A 16,013-nucleotide genomic window follows, 5' to 3' on the forward strand; every position below is an offset into this window, starting at 1 on the left:
AACTATGGCACCCTTATCAAACTTTAAGAACAAAATGCAACTGAGCCGGGTTATTTTTTGCCTTGCCTTTATTATAGTTGCTTACGGTTATTTAAGACAGGAAAAAGCATTCAAAGACAGCATACTTGTTGTTGCAAAAGTTACCGGTTTTCAGCACCCCAAGATCGACAGAACGGAAATAGATGTTCAATATGATTATGATGGGCAAATAATCAACAATCATTTCTCTTTAAGGAATACCGACAGCTTAAAAGTCGACTCCAAAATACGGCTCCTGGTTTCCCGAAAACATCCCGTTGAGTTTATCAAATACGTTGGGGTTGGAAATTAAATCTTTACTTTTTAAACCTTAAATTTTAACACTTTTCTGCTCAAAAACGAGGTAAAACATTCAAAAATTGTTTCAAACCCCCGAGTTTAACACTTTTAAACAAATTTTCACACGATTTTGGGCGGCTTTTAAAATTTTAAAAAGTATTAATTTACTGCAGAAGATTTCTCTTTCATCCTCACTCTCACCCCTTCATGCTCTATCGAAATGCCCCGTCTTCAATCGGCCATAAAAACAAAATAGCCGGAACCATTGCTGATCCCGGCTATTTGCGTTAAACAGTAAACCTCGTATTTACTTTTTATTTTTTGAAATGGTCAATAATCAAACTGGCCAATTCAACACCTATGCGTTCCTGAGCCTCGTTGGTGGCGGCGCCAATGTGCGGGGTAAGGGAAATTTTAGGGTGTTTCAGTATTTCTTCGCGCGGAGTTGGTTCATTGTCAAATACGTCTAATGCCGCGAATGAAACCTGTCCGCTGTTTAAGGCGTCGATCAGGGCCAGCTCGTCAATTAAGCCGCCACGTGAAATGTTCACCAGACCTACACCTTTTTTGGTTTGAGCCAGTTCTTCGGCGCCTAAAAGGGCTTTGTCAATAAATGGGGTATGCAGCGTAATAAAATCAGCTGTTTTGATCACTTCGTCAAGTGTAGCTTTTTTTACAGAAACCTTTACGGTTGTACCACCACCCAAAACGATGTCAAGCTCGGAGTTAAATTCAAAAAGGTCATAAGCCAACACTTCCATACCTACGCCGATAGCAATTTTGGCTACCTCGCGACCGATACGGCCAAAACCTACAATACCTAATGTTTTACCACGTAGTTCGATACCTTTCGCATAAGCTTTTTTCAGATCGTTGAATTTGGTACCACCTTCAACCGGCATTTTGCGGTTGCTGTCATACAGAAAACGAACGCCGCCAAACAGGCTTGAAAATACCAATTCGGCTACTGATAATGAAGATGAAGCGGGAGTGTTATACACGCCGATGCCTTTTTCTTTGGCATAGTCAACATCAATGTTATCAACACCAACACCACCGCGACCAATCAGTTTCAGGTTTGGAGTAGCGTCAATTAATGCCTTGCGTACCTTGGTTGCGCTACGCACGGTGATGGCATCGTAATTTTTTAATTTTTCAGGCAATTCATCCTGAGGTATATTGTTGGTGTCAACAAAAAATCCTGCATCTTCCAGCATTTTTTTTCCAATTGGATCTATACCATCGTTAGCTAATATTTTGATCATGTCTTTTGTGTGAGTGGTGAGCAGTGAGCGGTGAATGGTTGAATAGCGGTAAACTGCTCACCATTCTCCACTCACCATTCACTAAATTATTTATTACTTTCTGCAAACTCGTTCATTACATCAATCAGCACCAAAATGCTGCTTAATGGCAATGCATTATAAATGGAAGCACGGAAACCACCTACACTGCGGTGACCTTTGATGCCTACTATGCCTCTTTCGTCACATAATTTCAGGAAAGGTTTTTCCAGCTCAGGGTTCTCCATTACAAAGCATACGTTCATGTTAGAGCGATCTTCCGGAGCAGCCACTGCTTTAAACAGCGGGTTAGCATCGATAGCATCATACAATACGCGTGCTTTGGTGATGTTTTCCTGCTCAATGGCAGCAACACCGCCTTTACCTTTTAACCACCTTAAGGTTAACATTGAAACATAGATGGCAAAGCATGGAGGCGTATTGTACATAGAACCACCTTCAATTTGTGTTTGGTAGTTAAACATAGACGGGATCTTGCGATCAACCTTGCCTAAAATATCATCTTTTACAATCACCAGGGTTACACCGGCCGGACCCATGTTTTTCTGAGCACCGGCGTAGATCAAACCAAAATCAGCAACGTTAACTTTGCGGCTGAAAATATCTGACGACATATCACAAACCAACGGGATAGGCGATTTAGGGAACTCCTGTAATTGCGTACCGTAAATGGTATTGTTTGAAGTAATGTGGAAATAAGCGGCATCCGCAGGAATAGTATAATCCTTAGGAATATAAGTAAAGTTGCTCTCTTTTGAAGTAGCTACAATTTCAACCTCGCCAAAGTATTTAGCCTCTTTTAAAGCTTTATTTGCCCAAACACCTGTTTCCAGGTAGGCGGCTTTACCGGTTGACGGCAACAGGTTATAAGGAACCAAAGCAAACTGTGTGCTGGCACCTCCCTGTAAAAACAGAACCGAATAACCCTCAGGAACGCTGAATAACTCTTTCACCAAACTAACAGCTTCATCTAAAACTGCTTCAAATTCTTTTGAACGGTGTGAGATCTCCAATAATGACAATCCTATACCATTTAAATCAATTACTGCCTCAGCAGCTTGTTTTAAAACTTCCTGAGGTAAAATGCCGGGTCCGGCACCAAAATTATGTTTCATATAGTTAACAAATTGTAGGTTCTGAATACACGATTAGGAACTTCGTATTTAGTTGGGCCGAAGTTAATTAATTTGACAAAATATATAGAGATTATTTGCATTTTTTGAAAAAATATACAATTAATCAACAAAAGGCCTTTTGATTGCAAATTTGTAATTTATCCTACCGGGTTCGTAGAATTTATTACGATTGTAATAACTTTTCGGGATATTTAAGGTGAGATATGGCAGCCGACGGGTCGGCCGACGAAAACACAGAACTGCCTGCAACCAGCGCGTTGGCACCTGCATCAACCAGTTTTTGGATGTTATGCTGATCAACACCACCGTCAACCTCAATAAACAGGTTTGGATTTTTATCGCGGCTCAGCGCTTTCAGGTCGTGGAGTTTTTTGTAGGTATTGTCGATAAATTTTTGCCCACCAAAACCGGGGTTTACAGACATGATGAGTACCAGATCAAGATCGGCAATGATGTCCTGCAGCAAAGTAACCGGGGTATGTGGGTTAAGGGCCACTCCTGCCCTGCAGCCAAGCTCTTTAATAGCCTGCACGGTGCGGTGCAAATGCTGACAAGCTTCATAATGTACCGTGATGCCATCGGCGCCGGCATCTTTAAAAGCTTTTAGATAACGATCGGGCTCCACAATCATCAAGTGAACATCCAGTGGCTTGGTGGCATGTTTTTTGGTAGCGCTAACCACCGGGAAACCAAATGATATGTTGGGTACAAACATACCATCCATAATATCAACATGCACCCAATCAGCATCGCTTTTATTGATCATTTCCAGATCGCGTTGCAGGTTGGCAAAATCGGCAGCTAAAATTGATGGTGCTATCAGATGGTTCATATGCAAATATAATAATCCCCACGGCCCTCAAAAGGGAGAGTTATAAAATTTATGTAAAGTTTTTTGGGGAGGGTGTATGATATTCGCCCCCGTTGTCATCCTGAGGAACGAAGGATCTATAAGTGAATTATGCAAGCCGGTAGAAAAGTCGTAGAATAGATTCTTCGCTGCGCTCAGAATGACAAAGATTTTTTTAGATCATAAACGAACAAAAATTATCATCCTAAGAAACAAAGGATCTATTGGTGAATTATCCAAACCATAAGAAAAGCTACAGAATAGATTCTTCACTACGTTCATAATGACAAGGTACTTTTTGGTTATAGTTTAACCAGTAAAGATAGGAGGCCATTCCATAATCTCCTTATTCAGAAAATCCCAACTTTGGTTTTCCACCTCAATTAGTTTTATCTTTTTTTCCCTCGTCCAGCCTTTAATCTCCTTTTCACGTTCAATTGCATGATTTATAAATTGGTGTCGCTCAAACCATACGAGATAATAACATTTATACTTTGAGGTGAAACTTTCAGCTTGATCAATGCCAAAATAATGTTCGTATAATCTTTGATTTAAATCATTAGTTACACCAGTGTATAATACCCTTTTATTATAATTTGTAAGGATGTAAGTAAAAAAGTTATACTGGCGCATCTTGCAGATGAATCTACAAATTTGCACTTATTTAAAGAAATATAGCGTACAATATATTCTTCACTGCGTTCAGAATGACAAGGATATTTTTAGATTACAACTCTAAAAGTTTGTCATCCTGAGGAACGAAGGATCTATTAGCGAACTATGCAAGCCGGAAGAAAAGGTATAGAATAGATTCTTCACTGCGTTCAGAATGACAAAAAGGTTAAGAAAAAAAATGTAATTCAAAAACTCCCCCTTCAGGAAGCCCGGGCGGCTTAATCGCAGTTAAGCAACAGGTCGTAGTATTTCTTCATGAGCACGGTATCGTAATTAACCAGGGAGCTGTAGGCTTCGGATACCAGTTCGTTAAGGATAGATGAACCTAATTGACCGCCTCCATTGGGAATAGAGTCGTAATATACGATGAGATCTTTTACCCTGATGATCTCATATAACAACAACTGCACAAGATCGGTCTGTGCGCCCGACTGTATCCCATGCGGATTGTTATTTAGAAAATCTAAAGGATCATTAGTAGAAGAAGTCATGTTTTCTCTCAAGCAGGATCGGACTTAATGGTGTTATCAGCAATCTCTCAACTTTACTAAAGTTCAAATTAGCCTGTTTTGTTTTAATTTTTTTTCAAAAAAATCATAAACAAAACAGGCTAAATAACAAAACCCTCGTTACGAGGGTTTTGTATATTCAATTCAATAATTAATTAGCCTTTGGGGCTTCTGGTTTCGGCAATAATACTTTTCTGGAAAGTTTTAGTTTTCCTTGCTTATCAACATCAAGCAATTTAACTCTTACCTCATCGCCAATCTGGAATATACCATCCATCGTTTCGATACGACGATGATCGATCTCAGAAATGTGCAATAAACCATCTTTACCCGGCATAATTTCAACAAATGCACCAAATGGCATAATTGATTTTACTTTACCTTCATATATCTCGCCCACTTCTGGTTTTGAAGCGATAGCGCGGATACGTGACAGAGCGGCGTCGATAGAAGCCTTGTTATCGGCAAATACCTGAACGATACCCTGGTTGTCTTTTTCTTCAATAGAAATAGTTGCACCTGTTTCGCGCTGCATTTCCTGGATGATTTTACCACCGGGCCCGATAACTGCACCAATAAATTCCTTGTCGATTTTAATGGTAACAATACGCGGAGCGTGTGGTTTGTAATCCTCACGTGGCTGGGTAATGGTTTTAGCCATTTCGCCAAGGATATGTAAACGACCATCTTTAGCCTGGTTCAAAGCGTTGGTTAACACTTCGTATGACAAGCCGTTGATCTTCAAGTCCATTTGTACAGCAACGATACCGTTTTTAGTACCGGTTACTTTAAAGTCCATATCACCTAAGTGGTCTTCATCACCCAAAATATCAGAAAGGATAGCGTATTTAGTACCCATTTCATTGGTGATCAATCCCATCGCGATGCCTGATACAGGCTCTTTAATTTTTACACCAGCATCCATCAGCGCCAATGTACCGGCACAAACTGTTGCCATTGACGACGAACCGTTTGACTCCAGGATATCAGAAACGATACGGATAGTGTATGGGTTTTCGTCTTCAGAAGGCAATACTTGTTTTAATGAACGCATAGCCAGGTTACCGTGACCAATTTCGCGGCGACCAGCACCACGGTTAGGACGAACCTCGCCGGTTGAGAAACCTGGGAAGTTATAGTGTAACAAAAATTTCTGGTAACCGTTGATGAACGCGCCATCAATCATTTGCTCATCATCCTTAGCACCTAAGGTAACGGTAGTTAATGATTGAGTTTCGCCACGGGTAAATACAGCCGAACCGTGAGCAGATGGTAAATAACCAACTTCGCTCCATATCGGACGGATCTGGGTAGTTGTACGACCGTCTAAACGTTTACCTTCGTCTAATACCAGGTTACGGATAGCATCATACTCTACATCGTGGTAGTATTTTTTGGCCAGGAACTTAGTAACGTCATCAATCTCACCTAAGGTTTCGATATAAGCATCGCGAACTTCTTTAAATTTAACACCGCGCTCGTCTTTTGCAGATGCAGAAGAAGCGATAGCGTAAACCTGGTCGTAAGTAGCAGCGTAGATAGCTTTTTTCAAGTCTTCGTTGCTATGCTCATGGCTGTAAGTACGTTTTACAGTTTTACCAACTTCGGCGGTTAACTCTTTTTGAGCTAAACATTGTAATTTAATAGCAGTGTGCGCAAATTTGATGGCTTCAACCAATTCAGATTCCTGAATTTCTTTTGATTCACCTTCAACCATGTTGATGTCATGCTCAGAACCAGCAACGATAAATTCTAAAGTCGCGTTTTCTAATTGGCTCAGGGTTGGGTTGATTACTAACTGCCCATCAATTTTAGCTACACGAACTTCAGAGATAGGGCCATTAAAAGGGATATCAGAAACAGATAAAGCTGCAGATGCTGCTAAACCAGCTAAAGCATCTGGCATAATATCTTTATCGGCAGATATTAACGTGATCATCACCTGGGTATCAGCATGATAATCTTCGGGAAATAAAGGACGCAAAGCACGGTCGACCAAACGGGAGATTAACACCTCATAATCTGATAAACGAGCCTCGCGGCGTAAAAAACCACCTGGTATACGACCAGTGGCAGCGTATTTTTCTTGGTAGTCAACAGAAAGGGGTAAAAAATCAACTCCCTCTTTCGCTTCCGGCGATGATACTACGGTAGCCAATAACATGGTATCACCCATTTTAATTACTACAGAACCATCAGCTTGTTTGGCCAATTTACCGGTTTCGATCTCAATGGTGCGGCCGTCACCTAAATCGATAACCTTTTTAATTACGTTTAAACTCATCTTGTTTTTGTTGTGATGCGCTTTTCATCTTTCGGAACGCATCGGTTTTTATGTGTGTATAATATTTGTTCAAAAGTAAAAAAGCCATCCGAATATTGCGGACGGCTTTTTATGAAAAACTTGAAAAACTTATTTGATGATATCCCTAAGCTGTAACGCTTTGATGATAGCACGGTACCTTTCAATATCCTTATTGTAAAGGTATGCCAGCAATGCACGGCGTTTACCTACCAATTTTTGAAGTGATAATTGAGTAGAGAAGTCTTTTTTGTTATTTTTTAAGTGCCCGGTTAAGTGAGCGATACGGGTGGTGAATAAGGCTACCTGTCCTTCTGCAGAACCTGTGTCTGTAGCTGATTTACCGTGTTTTGCAAAGATCTCTGCCTTTGCTTCTTTACCTAAATACATTACTTGAATAATATTAAAGCGTGAATGATTAATTAATTGTGGGTGCAAAGATAGGTATTAAATTCAAAAGTTAAAATTCAAAATTCAAAAGGCTATTTTTATATTTTTCTAACAACAAAGGTTTTAATTTTTTCTTACCAGGGTAATGAATTCAAAAGGTCGCCTTTATATTTTTCCGGGCAAAGCTTTTGATTTTTGAATTTTAACTTTTGACCTACCAGGTGCGTTGCCTGCGGCCCGGGCTTTCCGCTCATACGCCTGCGGGCCTTAGGTTCGGCCGGTATCCGCTGCAATCCCTAAGCGTGAATGGGGGTAATTAAGAAACCAGCAATTCAACTCAATCAACCTAATCAACTATATTTGCCTAATGAATACTCCTGCCCAATATAGCACCTTTGAAACAGAACTTCGCGTACGCCCTGATGATATTGACATGTTTCAGCATGTGCATAACAGCAAATATTTTGATTATGTGCTGGCTGCCCGGTACGATCAGATGGAACGCTGCTACGGTATGGCCATGGAAAAATTCATGGAACGGGGTTTTGGCTGGGTGATACGCATTGCCCATGTAGATTATAAACGCCCCCTGGCTATGGGCGACTATTTTGTTGTAAAAACAGGCATTGAATCTATTAACGAAAAAGGCTGCCGGGTGCAATTCACTATTACTAATAAAAGTACCGGCAAAATAAGCTGCGACGGCTATTTTGATTACGTGATGATTGATATGGCTACAGGCCGAGGAGCTAAGATCCCGCAGGATGTGATTGAGCACTATTTGATATAATATTGTGAATAGTGAGTGGATAGCGGTGAGTTTTTGTCTGAACCTTGATTCACCTAATTAAAGGGTTACCGGATTTTTTACTAAATTGTTCATCAATTTTACCACGACTCACGACTCCCTTATACCTATAATAATTATTGTAGAAAAACAGGTAAGCGACAATCAGGTTCAGCGGGATCAATACCCAAAGCAGGCGGAACATAATTATCCAGAATAGTACAATAAACAGGCCCAGGATCCATTGCAGGTATCTGTCCATATTCAAGCCAAACCAATACAGCAGGCTGTGAAACAGCAGGGCTGTGCTTAAACCAGCCAGCAATAGTTCAACAGCCATCAACGGGTGGAATCTGCTGAAAAGCCAAACACTTTCAGGTAACAACAAAAAGAAATAAACAGCGGTAAAGTTTAAGAATAACCGGAACCGGTTATAAGGTAAATTACGGGCAAAGCTTAGTTTGGTTTCTTCAAAGCGACGTTCTTCAAATATCAGCACAACATGAGCGGTGATCACCGCCAGTATGGCTATGCCTGCCACCCTTGTATCGGTTTTCACATCGGCAAATAAATAAAACATCCCGCTAATGATGAGCCATGATAAACCTTTGGTAATAAAGTAAGGCACTTTCTTAGCGTCAAATATGTGATAGATGTACAGACTGAAATAAGGCTTGCGCCATTTATTGCTCAATCTCAGTAATAGTGATTGTTTACTGCCATCAATTAGCCCGTTCATCAGGCGGATATATATCAACGCGCTACACCAGATCATAGCAGTTATAAACACCAGAATCACCACGGGCAGTATATAAAAATGATGAGCCAAACCTACCCCAACGGCCAGTAACGCGTAAATAATAACAGGAGCTAAAATAGCAGCCTGTGTATAACACCAGCTTTTACGCTGTTCTGGTTTACTCAATGAAGTGCCGCTGTAAAACAGGAACTGTTTATCAGGTGCAAAAAGCTGGGTACTTACATAATGCCAGCTTTTAAAAATATAGATAAGCCAAACCGCCAATACCAAAGCCAGCATCACTGCACTACTGGTCATGGCCAGCATTAATGATTTGTGATAAGTGATAAGCATATTGCCCGGCACAGTACCCACCATGATAAAAAACACAACAAACAATATTCCGGCATGTACCTGGTAAAAACCACCGGCAAATATTTTGAGCAATACTTTGGTCAATGGCTGCTGCATCAGGCAATAAATTTCAGGGTTTGGTTTTCTACCAGTAACTCGCGGGCTATGGGTAGTTCGGCATGTTCCAATGCCTGGTGTGATGATAGCAGGAAGCTGGTACCATCCTGATTGTAACGATCTGCTATCCAGGTATTTAATATTTTTAAGGATGCCATATCGATGGTGATCAAGGGCTCATCTAATAGTATCAGTTTTGGTTTACCCATAAAAGCTAATACCAGCGATAGCTTTTTGAGCATCCCGCTGGAGTAGGCACCGACCGGTCGGTTTACATAAGCCTGCATCTGCATGGTATCGATATAATGCTGCTCCTGCCCTGCTTGCGCGTCCTTGGCTTGAGCAAATAAAGCGATCAACTCTTTACCCGTTAAGAACTCCGGAAATACGGGTTCGGCCTCTGCAAAGTTTACCAGTTTCCGGTATTCCACGGGTTGCTTTTTGATGCTGATGCTGTTATCCAGCAATATATCGCCCTCAAAGGATAATGTACCAGCTATGGATTTGAGCAAAGTACTTTTACCCGAGCCATTTACGCCTTTTATCCAGTAAATACCTGGTTCGATGGCGAGTTCATCAACCTTCAATGCCGGGAAACCTCCGTATAGTTTTTTGAAATTTTGGAACTTTAACATTGGTGATTTGATAATGAATCATGAACCTTTATTACAAAAAAGAGACGCAAATATGCGTCTCTACTATATTTTTACTTTCGGAATTCGGATGTTCGATTTCGGATTTAAAAATTCAATGATTTGAAGATTTAGAATATTCTTTTTTTAATCATCCCCGAATAAATCCCAAATCGAACATCCGAGTTCCGAAATCTCTTAAATCGCTCCTTCTATCAAAGCGCTATAAAACTCACCCAGATCCATACCGGCAGCTCTTACCTGCTGCGGGATCAGACTGGCAGCTGATTGGCCGGGAGTTGTATTTACTTCGATAAAATAAAAATCGTTTGATCCTTCCAGTAAAATAAAATCTATGCGTACCATGCCTTTACAATTCAGCCTGCTATATACTTCGGTCACAATATTGGCTATCCGTTCGTTTTGCTCCGCGGTAAGGTCGGCCGGGGTTATTTCTTCCGTTACGCCCGAGGTATACTTAGCCTCATAGTCAAAAAAGTCTTTGGAAGTAATGATTTCTGTGGCAGGCAAAACTGTTATTTTACCATGCAGACGGGCTATGCCGATGCTAAACTCACGCCCTTTGATAAATTCTTCCACCAATATCTGCTGATCTTCATGAAAAGCTTTTTTTAATGCATCGGGTAAACCGGCTACATTATAAACCTTGCTCATACCCACACTGCTGCCACCATTATTGGGTTTAATGAACAATGGAAACTTCAGTGTAGCGGCAATAATAGCCACATCATGCATATCCTTTTCAAACAAACGCATCGAATGAGCTGTATGTAGGCCATGTATCCCGTTTACCAATGTTTTGGTATAAGCCTTATTCATGGTGATGGCCGATGTGGTGGCATCACAAGTATTATAAGGTATGCGCAGCATATCAAAATAGCCCTGTAGTTTACCATCTTCGCCGGGGGTGCCGTGTATGGTAATAAACGCGAAATCAAATTTGATCTTTTCGCCGTTCAGCGTGATGGTAAAATCATTCTTGTCCACATCAACCGAGCCATTTTCCGATTCATAAAACCATTTGTCACGCTTGATTAATAAAGTATAAATCTTATATTTTTCGGCCGGTAAAGTGCTCGCTATGTTCCTGGCACTGTTGATGGATACTTCATATTCACCGGTAAAACCACCGGCCAAAAGGGCTACATTTTTAGTTGTCATATTTGTTGTTTTAGGGGAAAACTTAAAAGACGGTAAGTCTGTTTTAAAAGTATTAAAGGTGATGTAAAGGGCAAAAAATCAGTCAGGGCCGAAATTAAACTCTTTAAACTAAATAATTAAACAATGAACCATAAATTTTGTAAAAATCACTGTATTCCATGACTAATAACTTCCTCCTATAACACTTCCGGACTTTCAAGCCTTTCCTACTTTCGGACTTTCTACATAGCCAAATCCGAAATTATTACTATGTTTGATCCTTAATTTGAAGCAAATACCAATGAGCAAGTTTGGGGCTTACTTAAAAACAAAATCATTTCGTAATAACATCATCATGGCTATTATTTCGGTAATAGTTATCGTTTTAATAGCTTTTTACAGCCTCGGATATTATACCCACCACGGAGCCGGTATACCCGTACCAAAACTCAAAGGACTGCTGATAGACAGGGCCACCGCCACCTTAAAAGAACAAGGTTTTGATTATAAGATTGATTCGGTTTATGTGCAGGATGTAGCCCCTGGAACCATTGTAGAGCAAGATCCTGACGCGGGCACCAATGTAAAGGAAGGCAGGGTTATTTACCTGACTATGGTTACGCTGCAGGCCCCTAATATTTCGCTGCCCGATCTGGAACAAAGCAGCTATCGCGAAGCCGTGGCTACCTTGTCAAACTATGGCCTGAAAATTGGCGATACTACTTATCGCTCCGATATCGCGCGTGATCGTATCCTGGAAGTTCGTTTTGGTGGCCAGGTGATCAAAGCCGGCGCCAAAATACCAAAAGGCTCACGCATCGACCTGGTTTTGGGCGATGGTGAAGGCGCCAGCGAAGTGGAGATTCCGGAGCTGGTTAAACTTGATCTGGATGCCGCACGCTTTGCCATTAAAGGTGCCGGTCTTACTATTGGTACCATTACTTACCAGGGAACCATTACCGACTCCACTAACGTGGTTGTGGTATCGCAGTATCCTATGAAAACCGATTCGGCCAGTAAAGCCAGCATTGGTACACGCATTAACTTAACGGTAACACAAGGCACCAAAACACCCGATGCCCCAACAAATTAATGCCACCGAGTTGTTGGCTCGCCTAAATAATGGCGAGCATCTGAACCTGGTAGATGTACGCGGGGCAATGGAATATCATACCTATAATATAGGTGGCCTCAATATACCATTACCCCGGCTGGAGCAAAGCATTCAGGATTGGGACTACAACAAAACAGACGAGATTATCGTTATCTGCAAAGTTGGTTTGCGCAGCAAAACGGCACAAACTATATTGCAGCAAAATGGTTATCTTGATGTTAAAAATTTAAGCGGCGGATTGATAGCCCTCCAAAAACTAAAAAAGTAAGAATCAAGATACAAGAGTCAATAATTAATAAAATCAATTTGTTTTCGATAGGAATATTACAACCAGAAAGTTTTTTTATCTTGATTCCTGACTCTTGTATCTTGACTCTATAATTATATCTTGACTCAATAAAAATCTATTTATCATGACTGAACAGAAAGCGCCGTCAAAGGGTATACTCAAAAAATTCATCATAGCCCTGGTGCTCGTTATTATTGTACTGCTGGGCTTTACCGGTTTCAATTATTATCTGAAGTACTTTGGCCCCAACGTTACGGGCAAACAGGAATACCTGTATATACATACCGGCGCCACTTATGATCAGGTATTAAAAACCATACAAGAGCAGGATCTGGTGAAAGACACCGCCTCATTTAATTGGGCGGCGGTAAACATGAACTATCCTAAACGCGTAAAACCGGGTCGTTACCACCTGCGCCAGGGTATGGGCAATCGCAAGCTCATCAATATGCTGGCATCTGGTACACAGGAACCCGTACAGCTGGAGTTTCACGGTTTAAGGCAAAAAGAGCAGTTTGCCGGTTTTGTATCTAAAAAGATCGAGCCCGATTCAACAGCTATCATCAACCTGCTGGATTCTGCCAGCTACGTGTCTAAATATGGTTTTACTACTGATAATGTGTACGCCATGTTTATGCCCAATTCCTATCAGTTGTATTGGAATACATCACCCGATAAGTTCTTCGAAAAGATGTACGCGAATTATCAAAAATTCTGGACTCCGGAGCGTAAACAACAGGCCGCCGCACTTAATCTAAGCCTGCCCGAAGTGTCTATTTTAGCTTCTATTGTTGACGCTGAAGCCCTGCATGATGACGAAATGCCAGCCGTAGCCGGTTTGTACCTGAACAGGCTAAAAAAAGGCATGAAACTGGAAGCCGACCCTACAGTTATCTTCGCTTTAAACGATTTTACTATCAAGCGGGTACTCACCAGGTATCTGTCATACAACTCACCATACAATACGTATCTGCATAATGGTTTGCCTCCCGGCCCTATCATGATGCCATCTGTTGCTGCAGTAAAAGCAGTGCTGAACTATCAAAAAAGTGATTATATATATATGTGCGCCAAGGCCGATTTTTCGGGCTATCATGCTTTTGCTACCAATGTAAGCGACCATTTGGTGAACGCGCGTAAATTTCAGCAAGCCCTTAACGAGCGAAATATCAAGCGCTAATGTTTGAGCATACCACTAAAATACGTGTCAGGTACGGCGAAACCGACCAGATGGGCTATATGTATTATGGCAACTATGCCGAGTTTTATGAGGTTGGCCGTGTAGAAATGCTGCGCAGCCTGGGTTTAACCTACCGGGGTATGGAAGAGTCGGGCATTATGATGCCCGTACTGGAGCTAAAATGCAAGTACCTTAAACCAGCCCTATATGATGAAGAAATCAGCATAAAGGTGATCATGGATAAAATGCCGGGTATCCGTATCCATTTCCGGTATGAATTGAGTAATCCCAAAGACGAACTGATCAACCAGGGCGAAACATTGCTGGTATTCATCAACATGAAAACAAACCGCCCCTGCTTACCACCGCAGGATTTCATTGATAAATTAGTACCGTTTTTTAAGTAGATTTGGTTTAATGAGATGGCTGCATCATTTTTTGCTCCGGTTTGGTTTTTACAGGTACTTTGTTGACTGGACAAAAGTTATCATCCTGCCAGGTTTTCGTCCTTTGCCACTGTATACGGTTATTGTCTTTTTTTACAAAGAGATCGCCAACAGTTCGCTGGTTAACCGTGCCTCTTCATTGGCTTATAGCTTTATGTTAGCTATATTTCCGGCAACGATATTTTTGTGTACGCTGATACCTTACATACCTATAGATCACTTCCAGGTTGAGTTATTGCGGATATTATCCACCATTTTACCTACCAACGCCTATCTGGCATTCAGGGACACCCTCATCGATATCATCAAGAACCAGAATGGCAAATTATTATCCTTAGGCTTCCTATCTACGCTGTATTTTGCCACCAATGGGGTAACCAACCTGATGAAGGCTTTTAATAAATCATCGCTGCTCAAAGACAGGCGCAGCTGGATAAAAAGACGAGGCGTGGCGCTACTGCTTACCATTGCTATCAGTTTTGCCCTTGTTATAGCCATAGGTATACTTGTAGCCGGGCAAACAGCCATCAAATTCATTAGGCGGCATTTAATTAGTAAAAGCATTATCTGGCTGTACTCCTTACTCGGTTTGCTGTTGAGCTGGGTAGTGATCATCATCATATTTTTTGTAACGGTATCCATTTTATACCGATATGGGCCAGCTCACAAAAAAAGATGGAAGTTCATTAACCCGGGCTCTGTTCTGGCAACAGGCTTAGCCATATTAACTTCAATAGGGTTCTCCTATTATATAAACCATTTTTCATCATACAATAAAGTGTATGGCTCCATCGGAACCATCATCGTAGTGATGATCTGGATGTACCTCAATTCGCTAATTTTGCTCATCGGATTTGAATTAAACGCCAGTATTGAGCTTTCAAAACGCAACATTCGCATCGAAAAACCGCGTTATAACACCTTCCGAAGCAAAAAAACAGGCAATTTATAAGCAATTTATAAAATTAATAAACTGGCTATCAAAAGCTTATTAAGGATATGTAAATAAAATGAAAAAAAATCATTTTCAGATTTGGCAATCCGCTTCAGATTTGTACTTTTGTCGCCGGAGAGCTGGCAGAGTGGTCGATTGCGGCAGTCTTGAAAACTGTTGAACTGTGAAAGGTTCCTGGGGTTCGAATCCCTAGCTCTCCGCCATAAGGCAAAACAAAAGAAACTGCGTCATTCGTAGCGTCTTTTTGAAAAACTTGCCAAAAACAGCATCAGTAAAGCGTAGAGCGCATAGGTTCTGAACCCTAACTCTCCGCAGAAAGCATTTAAAAAGTGTAGAAAGCCCTTTAATTGAAAGATTAAAGGGCTTTTTCTTTGTCATTACCTACCAAAACTCGCATACAATCGCAAAACTCTTTTGCGTCATTCGTAGAGTCTTTTAAAAATCAGGCTAAAAAATAAAAAGACTCTACGAATGGCTTATAACCAACTGTATTACACCATGTTTACGAGATGGACATCTTGTGATACAGCAGGCACAAACGTAATTTTGTTAACCTTTTTATTAATGTGTTATGTTGGAAAAAAGCTTTGGATTGATGTTTTTCTTAAAACAACCAAAAAATCAAAATGAAACCCTAAGTGGATATACCAATGATATTGACCCCTCTTCGCCAATCTAAAGTGACCCCTCTGAGTTAGGGTTTGAAAGAGAGTAAAGTTGTTGTACAGATAGGCTCCTGGGAGCGGATGTTTTTG

17 protein-coding genes and 1 tRNA gene are annotated in these 16,013 nt (G+C 41.0%); 8 read left to right on the forward strand and 10 right to left on the reverse strand.

Annotation, left to right across the window (positions count from 1 at the left end; translation table 11 throughout):
• Window positions 1-4 precede the first annotated feature (4 nt).
• Window positions 5-331 carry a hypothetical protein gene (locus tag ACTJKG_RS13970; protein ID WP_440739559.1) on the forward strand — a complete coding sequence of 109 codons (327 nt, stop codon included), beginning with the start codon at window positions 5-7 and terminating at the stop codon, window positions 329-331.
• Window positions 332-632: 301 nt separating this feature from the next.
• Here ACTJKG_RS13970 and ACTJKG_RS13975 read toward each other — a convergent pair whose 3' ends face one another.
• The 7 genes from ACTJKG_RS13975 to rpsO form a co-directional block, all read right to left on the reverse strand.
• Entirely contained in the window at window positions 633-1,583 is a 951-nt protein-coding gene (locus ACTJKG_RS13975) for a D-2-hydroxyacid dehydrogenase (protein ID WP_172333690.1), read from the reverse strand.
• Between the two features lie 86 nt (window positions 1,584-1,669).
• A complete protein-coding gene (gene serC / locus ACTJKG_RS13980; protein ID WP_440739560.1) occupies window positions 1,670-2,737 on the reverse strand; it encodes a 3-phosphoserine/phosphohydroxythreonine transaminase in 1,068 nt (355 codons plus the stop codon).
• A gap of 184 nt (window positions 2,738-2,921) precedes the next feature.
• Window positions 2,922-3,590 carry a ribulose-phosphate 3-epimerase gene (rpe, locus tag ACTJKG_RS13985; RefSeq protein WP_440739561.1) on the reverse strand — a complete coding sequence of 223 codons (669 nt, stop codon included), beginning with the start codon at window positions 3,588-3,590 and terminating at the stop codon, window positions 2,922-2,924.
• A gap of 327 nt (window positions 3,591-3,917) precedes the next feature.
• Window positions 3,918-4,241, reverse strand: a complete 324-nt coding sequence (locus ACTJKG_RS13990; protein WP_440739562.1) for a GIY-YIG nuclease family protein — start codon at window positions 4,239-4,241, stop codon at window positions 3,918-3,920.
• Between the two features lie 260 nt (window positions 4,242-4,501).
• A complete protein-coding gene (locus ACTJKG_RS13995) occupies window positions 4,502-4,774 on the reverse strand; it encodes a hypothetical protein (protein ID WP_090468044.1) in 273 nt (90 codons plus the stop codon).
• Window positions 4,775-4,943: 169 nt separating this feature from the next.
• Window positions 4,944-7,076: a polyribonucleotide nucleotidyltransferase gene (gene pnp / locus ACTJKG_RS14000; RefSeq protein WP_440739563.1), complete on the reverse strand. Its 2,133-nt coding sequence runs from the start codon at window positions 7,074-7,076 to the stop codon at window positions 4,944-4,946.
• A 129-nt stretch (window positions 7,077-7,205) separates the two neighbouring features.
• On the reverse strand, window positions 7,206-7,484 hold the full coding sequence (gene rpsO / locus ACTJKG_RS14005) for a 30S ribosomal protein S15 (RefSeq protein ID WP_166086991.1): 279 nt from the start codon (window positions 7,482-7,484) through the stop codon (window positions 7,206-7,208).
• A gap of 367 nt (window positions 7,485-7,851) precedes the next feature.
• Here rpsO and ACTJKG_RS14010 point away from each other — a divergent pair, with 367 nt between their 5' ends.
• Entirely contained in the window at window positions 7,852-8,274 is a 423-nt protein-coding gene (locus ACTJKG_RS14010) for an acyl-CoA thioesterase (protein WP_172333695.1), read from the forward strand.
• A gap of 49 nt (window positions 8,275-8,323) precedes the next feature.
• Here ACTJKG_RS14010 and ACTJKG_RS14015 read toward each other — a convergent pair whose 3' ends face one another.
• From ACTJKG_RS14015 to ACTJKG_RS14025, 3 genes are all read right to left on the reverse strand, one after another.
• Window positions 8,324-9,481 (reverse strand): hypothetical protein, encoded by a 1,158-nt coding sequence (locus tag ACTJKG_RS14015; protein ID WP_440739564.1) that lies wholly within the window; start codon window positions 9,479-9,481, stop codon window positions 8,324-8,326.
• Window positions 9,481-10,116, reverse strand: coding sequence for an ABC transporter ATP-binding protein (locus ACTJKG_RS14020; RefSeq protein ID WP_440739565.1), 636 nt, complete (start codon window positions 10,114-10,116; stop codon window positions 9,481-9,483). Before ACTJKG_RS14020 ends, ACTJKG_RS14015 begins: the two co-directional genes overlap by 1 nt.
• A gap of 195 nt (window positions 10,117-10,311) precedes the next feature.
• On the reverse strand, window positions 10,312-11,295 hold the full coding sequence (locus ACTJKG_RS14025) for a D-alanine--D-alanine ligase (protein ID WP_440739566.1): 984 nt from the start codon (window positions 11,293-11,295) through the stop codon (window positions 10,312-10,314).
• 280 nt (window positions 11,296-11,575) lie between these two features.
• On the opposite strand from ACTJKG_RS14025, the gene ACTJKG_RS14030 reads away from it, so the two are divergent.
• The 6 genes from ACTJKG_RS14030 to ACTJKG_RS14055 all read left to right on the forward strand — a co-directional run bounded on the left by ACTJKG_RS14030 (window position 11,576) and on the right by ACTJKG_RS14055 (window position 15,461).
• The gene (locus ACTJKG_RS14030; protein ID WP_172333699.1) at window positions 11,576-12,367 is read left to right on the forward strand and encodes a PASTA domain-containing protein; all 792 of its coding nucleotides are present in this window, start codon (window positions 11,576-11,578) and stop codon (window positions 12,365-12,367) included.
• Window positions 12,351-12,656 (forward strand): rhodanese-like domain-containing protein, encoded by a 306-nt coding sequence (locus ACTJKG_RS14035; RefSeq protein WP_172333700.1) that lies wholly within the window; start codon window positions 12,351-12,353, stop codon window positions 12,654-12,656. The genes ACTJKG_RS14030 and ACTJKG_RS14035 overlap by 17 nt, the downstream gene beginning before the upstream one ends.
• A gap of 145 nt (window positions 12,657-12,801) precedes the next feature.
• On the forward strand, window positions 12,802-13,857 hold the full coding sequence (mltG, locus tag ACTJKG_RS14040; protein ID WP_172333701.1) for an endolytic transglycosylase MltG: 1,056 nt from the start codon (window positions 12,802-12,804) through the stop codon (window positions 13,855-13,857).
• Window positions 13,857-14,264: an acyl-CoA thioesterase gene (locus tag ACTJKG_RS14045; protein ID WP_172333702.1), complete on the forward strand. Its 408-nt coding sequence runs from the start codon at window positions 13,857-13,859 to the stop codon at window positions 14,262-14,264. The genes mltG and ACTJKG_RS14045 overlap by 1 nt, the downstream gene beginning before the upstream one ends.
• A 10-nt stretch (window positions 14,265-14,274) precedes the next feature.
• Window positions 14,275-15,255 (forward strand): YihY/virulence factor BrkB family protein, encoded by a 981-nt coding sequence (locus tag ACTJKG_RS14050; RefSeq protein ID WP_172333703.1) that lies wholly within the window; start codon window positions 14,275-14,277, stop codon window positions 15,253-15,255.
• A 116-nt stretch (window positions 15,256-15,371) separates the two neighbouring features.
• Window positions 15,372-15,461, forward strand: a tRNA-Ser gene (locus tag ACTJKG_RS14055).
• Window positions 15,462-16,013 lie beyond the last annotated feature (552 nt).

Origin of the sequence: Mucilaginibacter sp. 22184, assembly GCF_052045695.1 — a bacterium.
Lineage (GTDB): Bacteria > Bacteroidota > Bacteroidia > Sphingobacteriales > Sphingobacteriaceae > Mucilaginibacter.

Bases quoted from the DNA above. Each gene is read 5' to 3' on its own strand.
- ACTJKG_RS13970 (WP_440739559.1), top strand. From the start codon at position 5: ATGGCACCCTTATCAAACTTTAAGAACAAAATGCAACTGAGCCGGGTT.
- ACTJKG_RS13975 (WP_172333690.1), bottom strand. From the start codon at position 1,583: ATGATCAAAATATTAGCTAACGATGGTATAGATCCAATTGGAAAAAAA.
- serC (WP_440739560.1), bottom strand. From the start codon at position 2,737: ATGAAACATAATTTTGGTGCCGGACCCGGCATTTTACCTCAGGAAGTT.
- rpe (WP_440739561.1), bottom strand. From the start codon at position 3,590: ATGAACCATCTGATAGCACCATCAATTTTAGCTGCCGATTTTGCCAAC.
- ACTJKG_RS13990 (WP_440739562.1), bottom strand. From the start codon at position 4,241: ATGCGCCAGTATAACTTTTTTACTTACATCCTTACAAATTATAATAAA.
- ACTJKG_RS13995 (WP_090468044.1), bottom strand. From the start codon at position 4,774: ATGACTTCTTCTACTAATGATCCTTTAGATTTTCTAAATAACAATCCG.
- pnp (WP_440739563.1), bottom strand. From the start codon at position 7,076: ATGAGTTTAAACGTAATTAAAAAGGTTATCGATTTAGGTGACGGCCGC.
- rpsO (WP_166086991.1), bottom strand. From the start codon at position 7,484: ATGTATTTAGGTAAAGAAGCAAAGGCAGAGATCTTTGCAAAACACGGT.
- ACTJKG_RS14010 (WP_172333695.1), top strand. From the start codon at position 7,852: ATGAATACTCCTGCCCAATATAGCACCTTTGAAACAGAACTTCGCGTA.
- ACTJKG_RS14015 (WP_440739564.1), bottom strand. From the start codon at position 9,481: ATGCAGCAGCCATTGACCAAAGTATTGCTCAAAATATTTGCCGGTGGT.
- ACTJKG_RS14020 (WP_440739565.1), bottom strand. From the start codon at position 10,116: ATGTTAAAGTTCCAAAATTTCAAAAAACTATACGGAGGTTTCCCGGCA.
- ACTJKG_RS14025 (WP_440739566.1), bottom strand. From the start codon at position 11,295: ATGACAACTAAAAATGTAGCCCTTTTGGCCGGTGGTTTTACCGGTGAA.
- ACTJKG_RS14030 (WP_172333699.1), top strand. From the start codon at position 11,576: ATGAGCAAGTTTGGGGCTTACTTAAAAACAAAATCATTTCGTAATAAC.
- ACTJKG_RS14035 (WP_172333700.1), top strand. From the start codon at position 12,351: ATGCCCCAACAAATTAATGCCACCGAGTTGTTGGCTCGCCTAAATAAT.
- mltG (WP_172333701.1), top strand. From the start codon at position 12,802: ATGACTGAACAGAAAGCGCCGTCAAAGGGTATACTCAAAAAATTCATC.
- ACTJKG_RS14045 (WP_172333702.1), top strand. From the start codon at position 13,857: ATGTTTGAGCATACCACTAAAATACGTGTCAGGTACGGCGAAACCGAC.
- ACTJKG_RS14050 (WP_172333703.1), top strand. From the start codon at position 14,275: ATGAGATGGCTGCATCATTTTTTGCTCCGGTTTGGTTTTTACAGGTAC.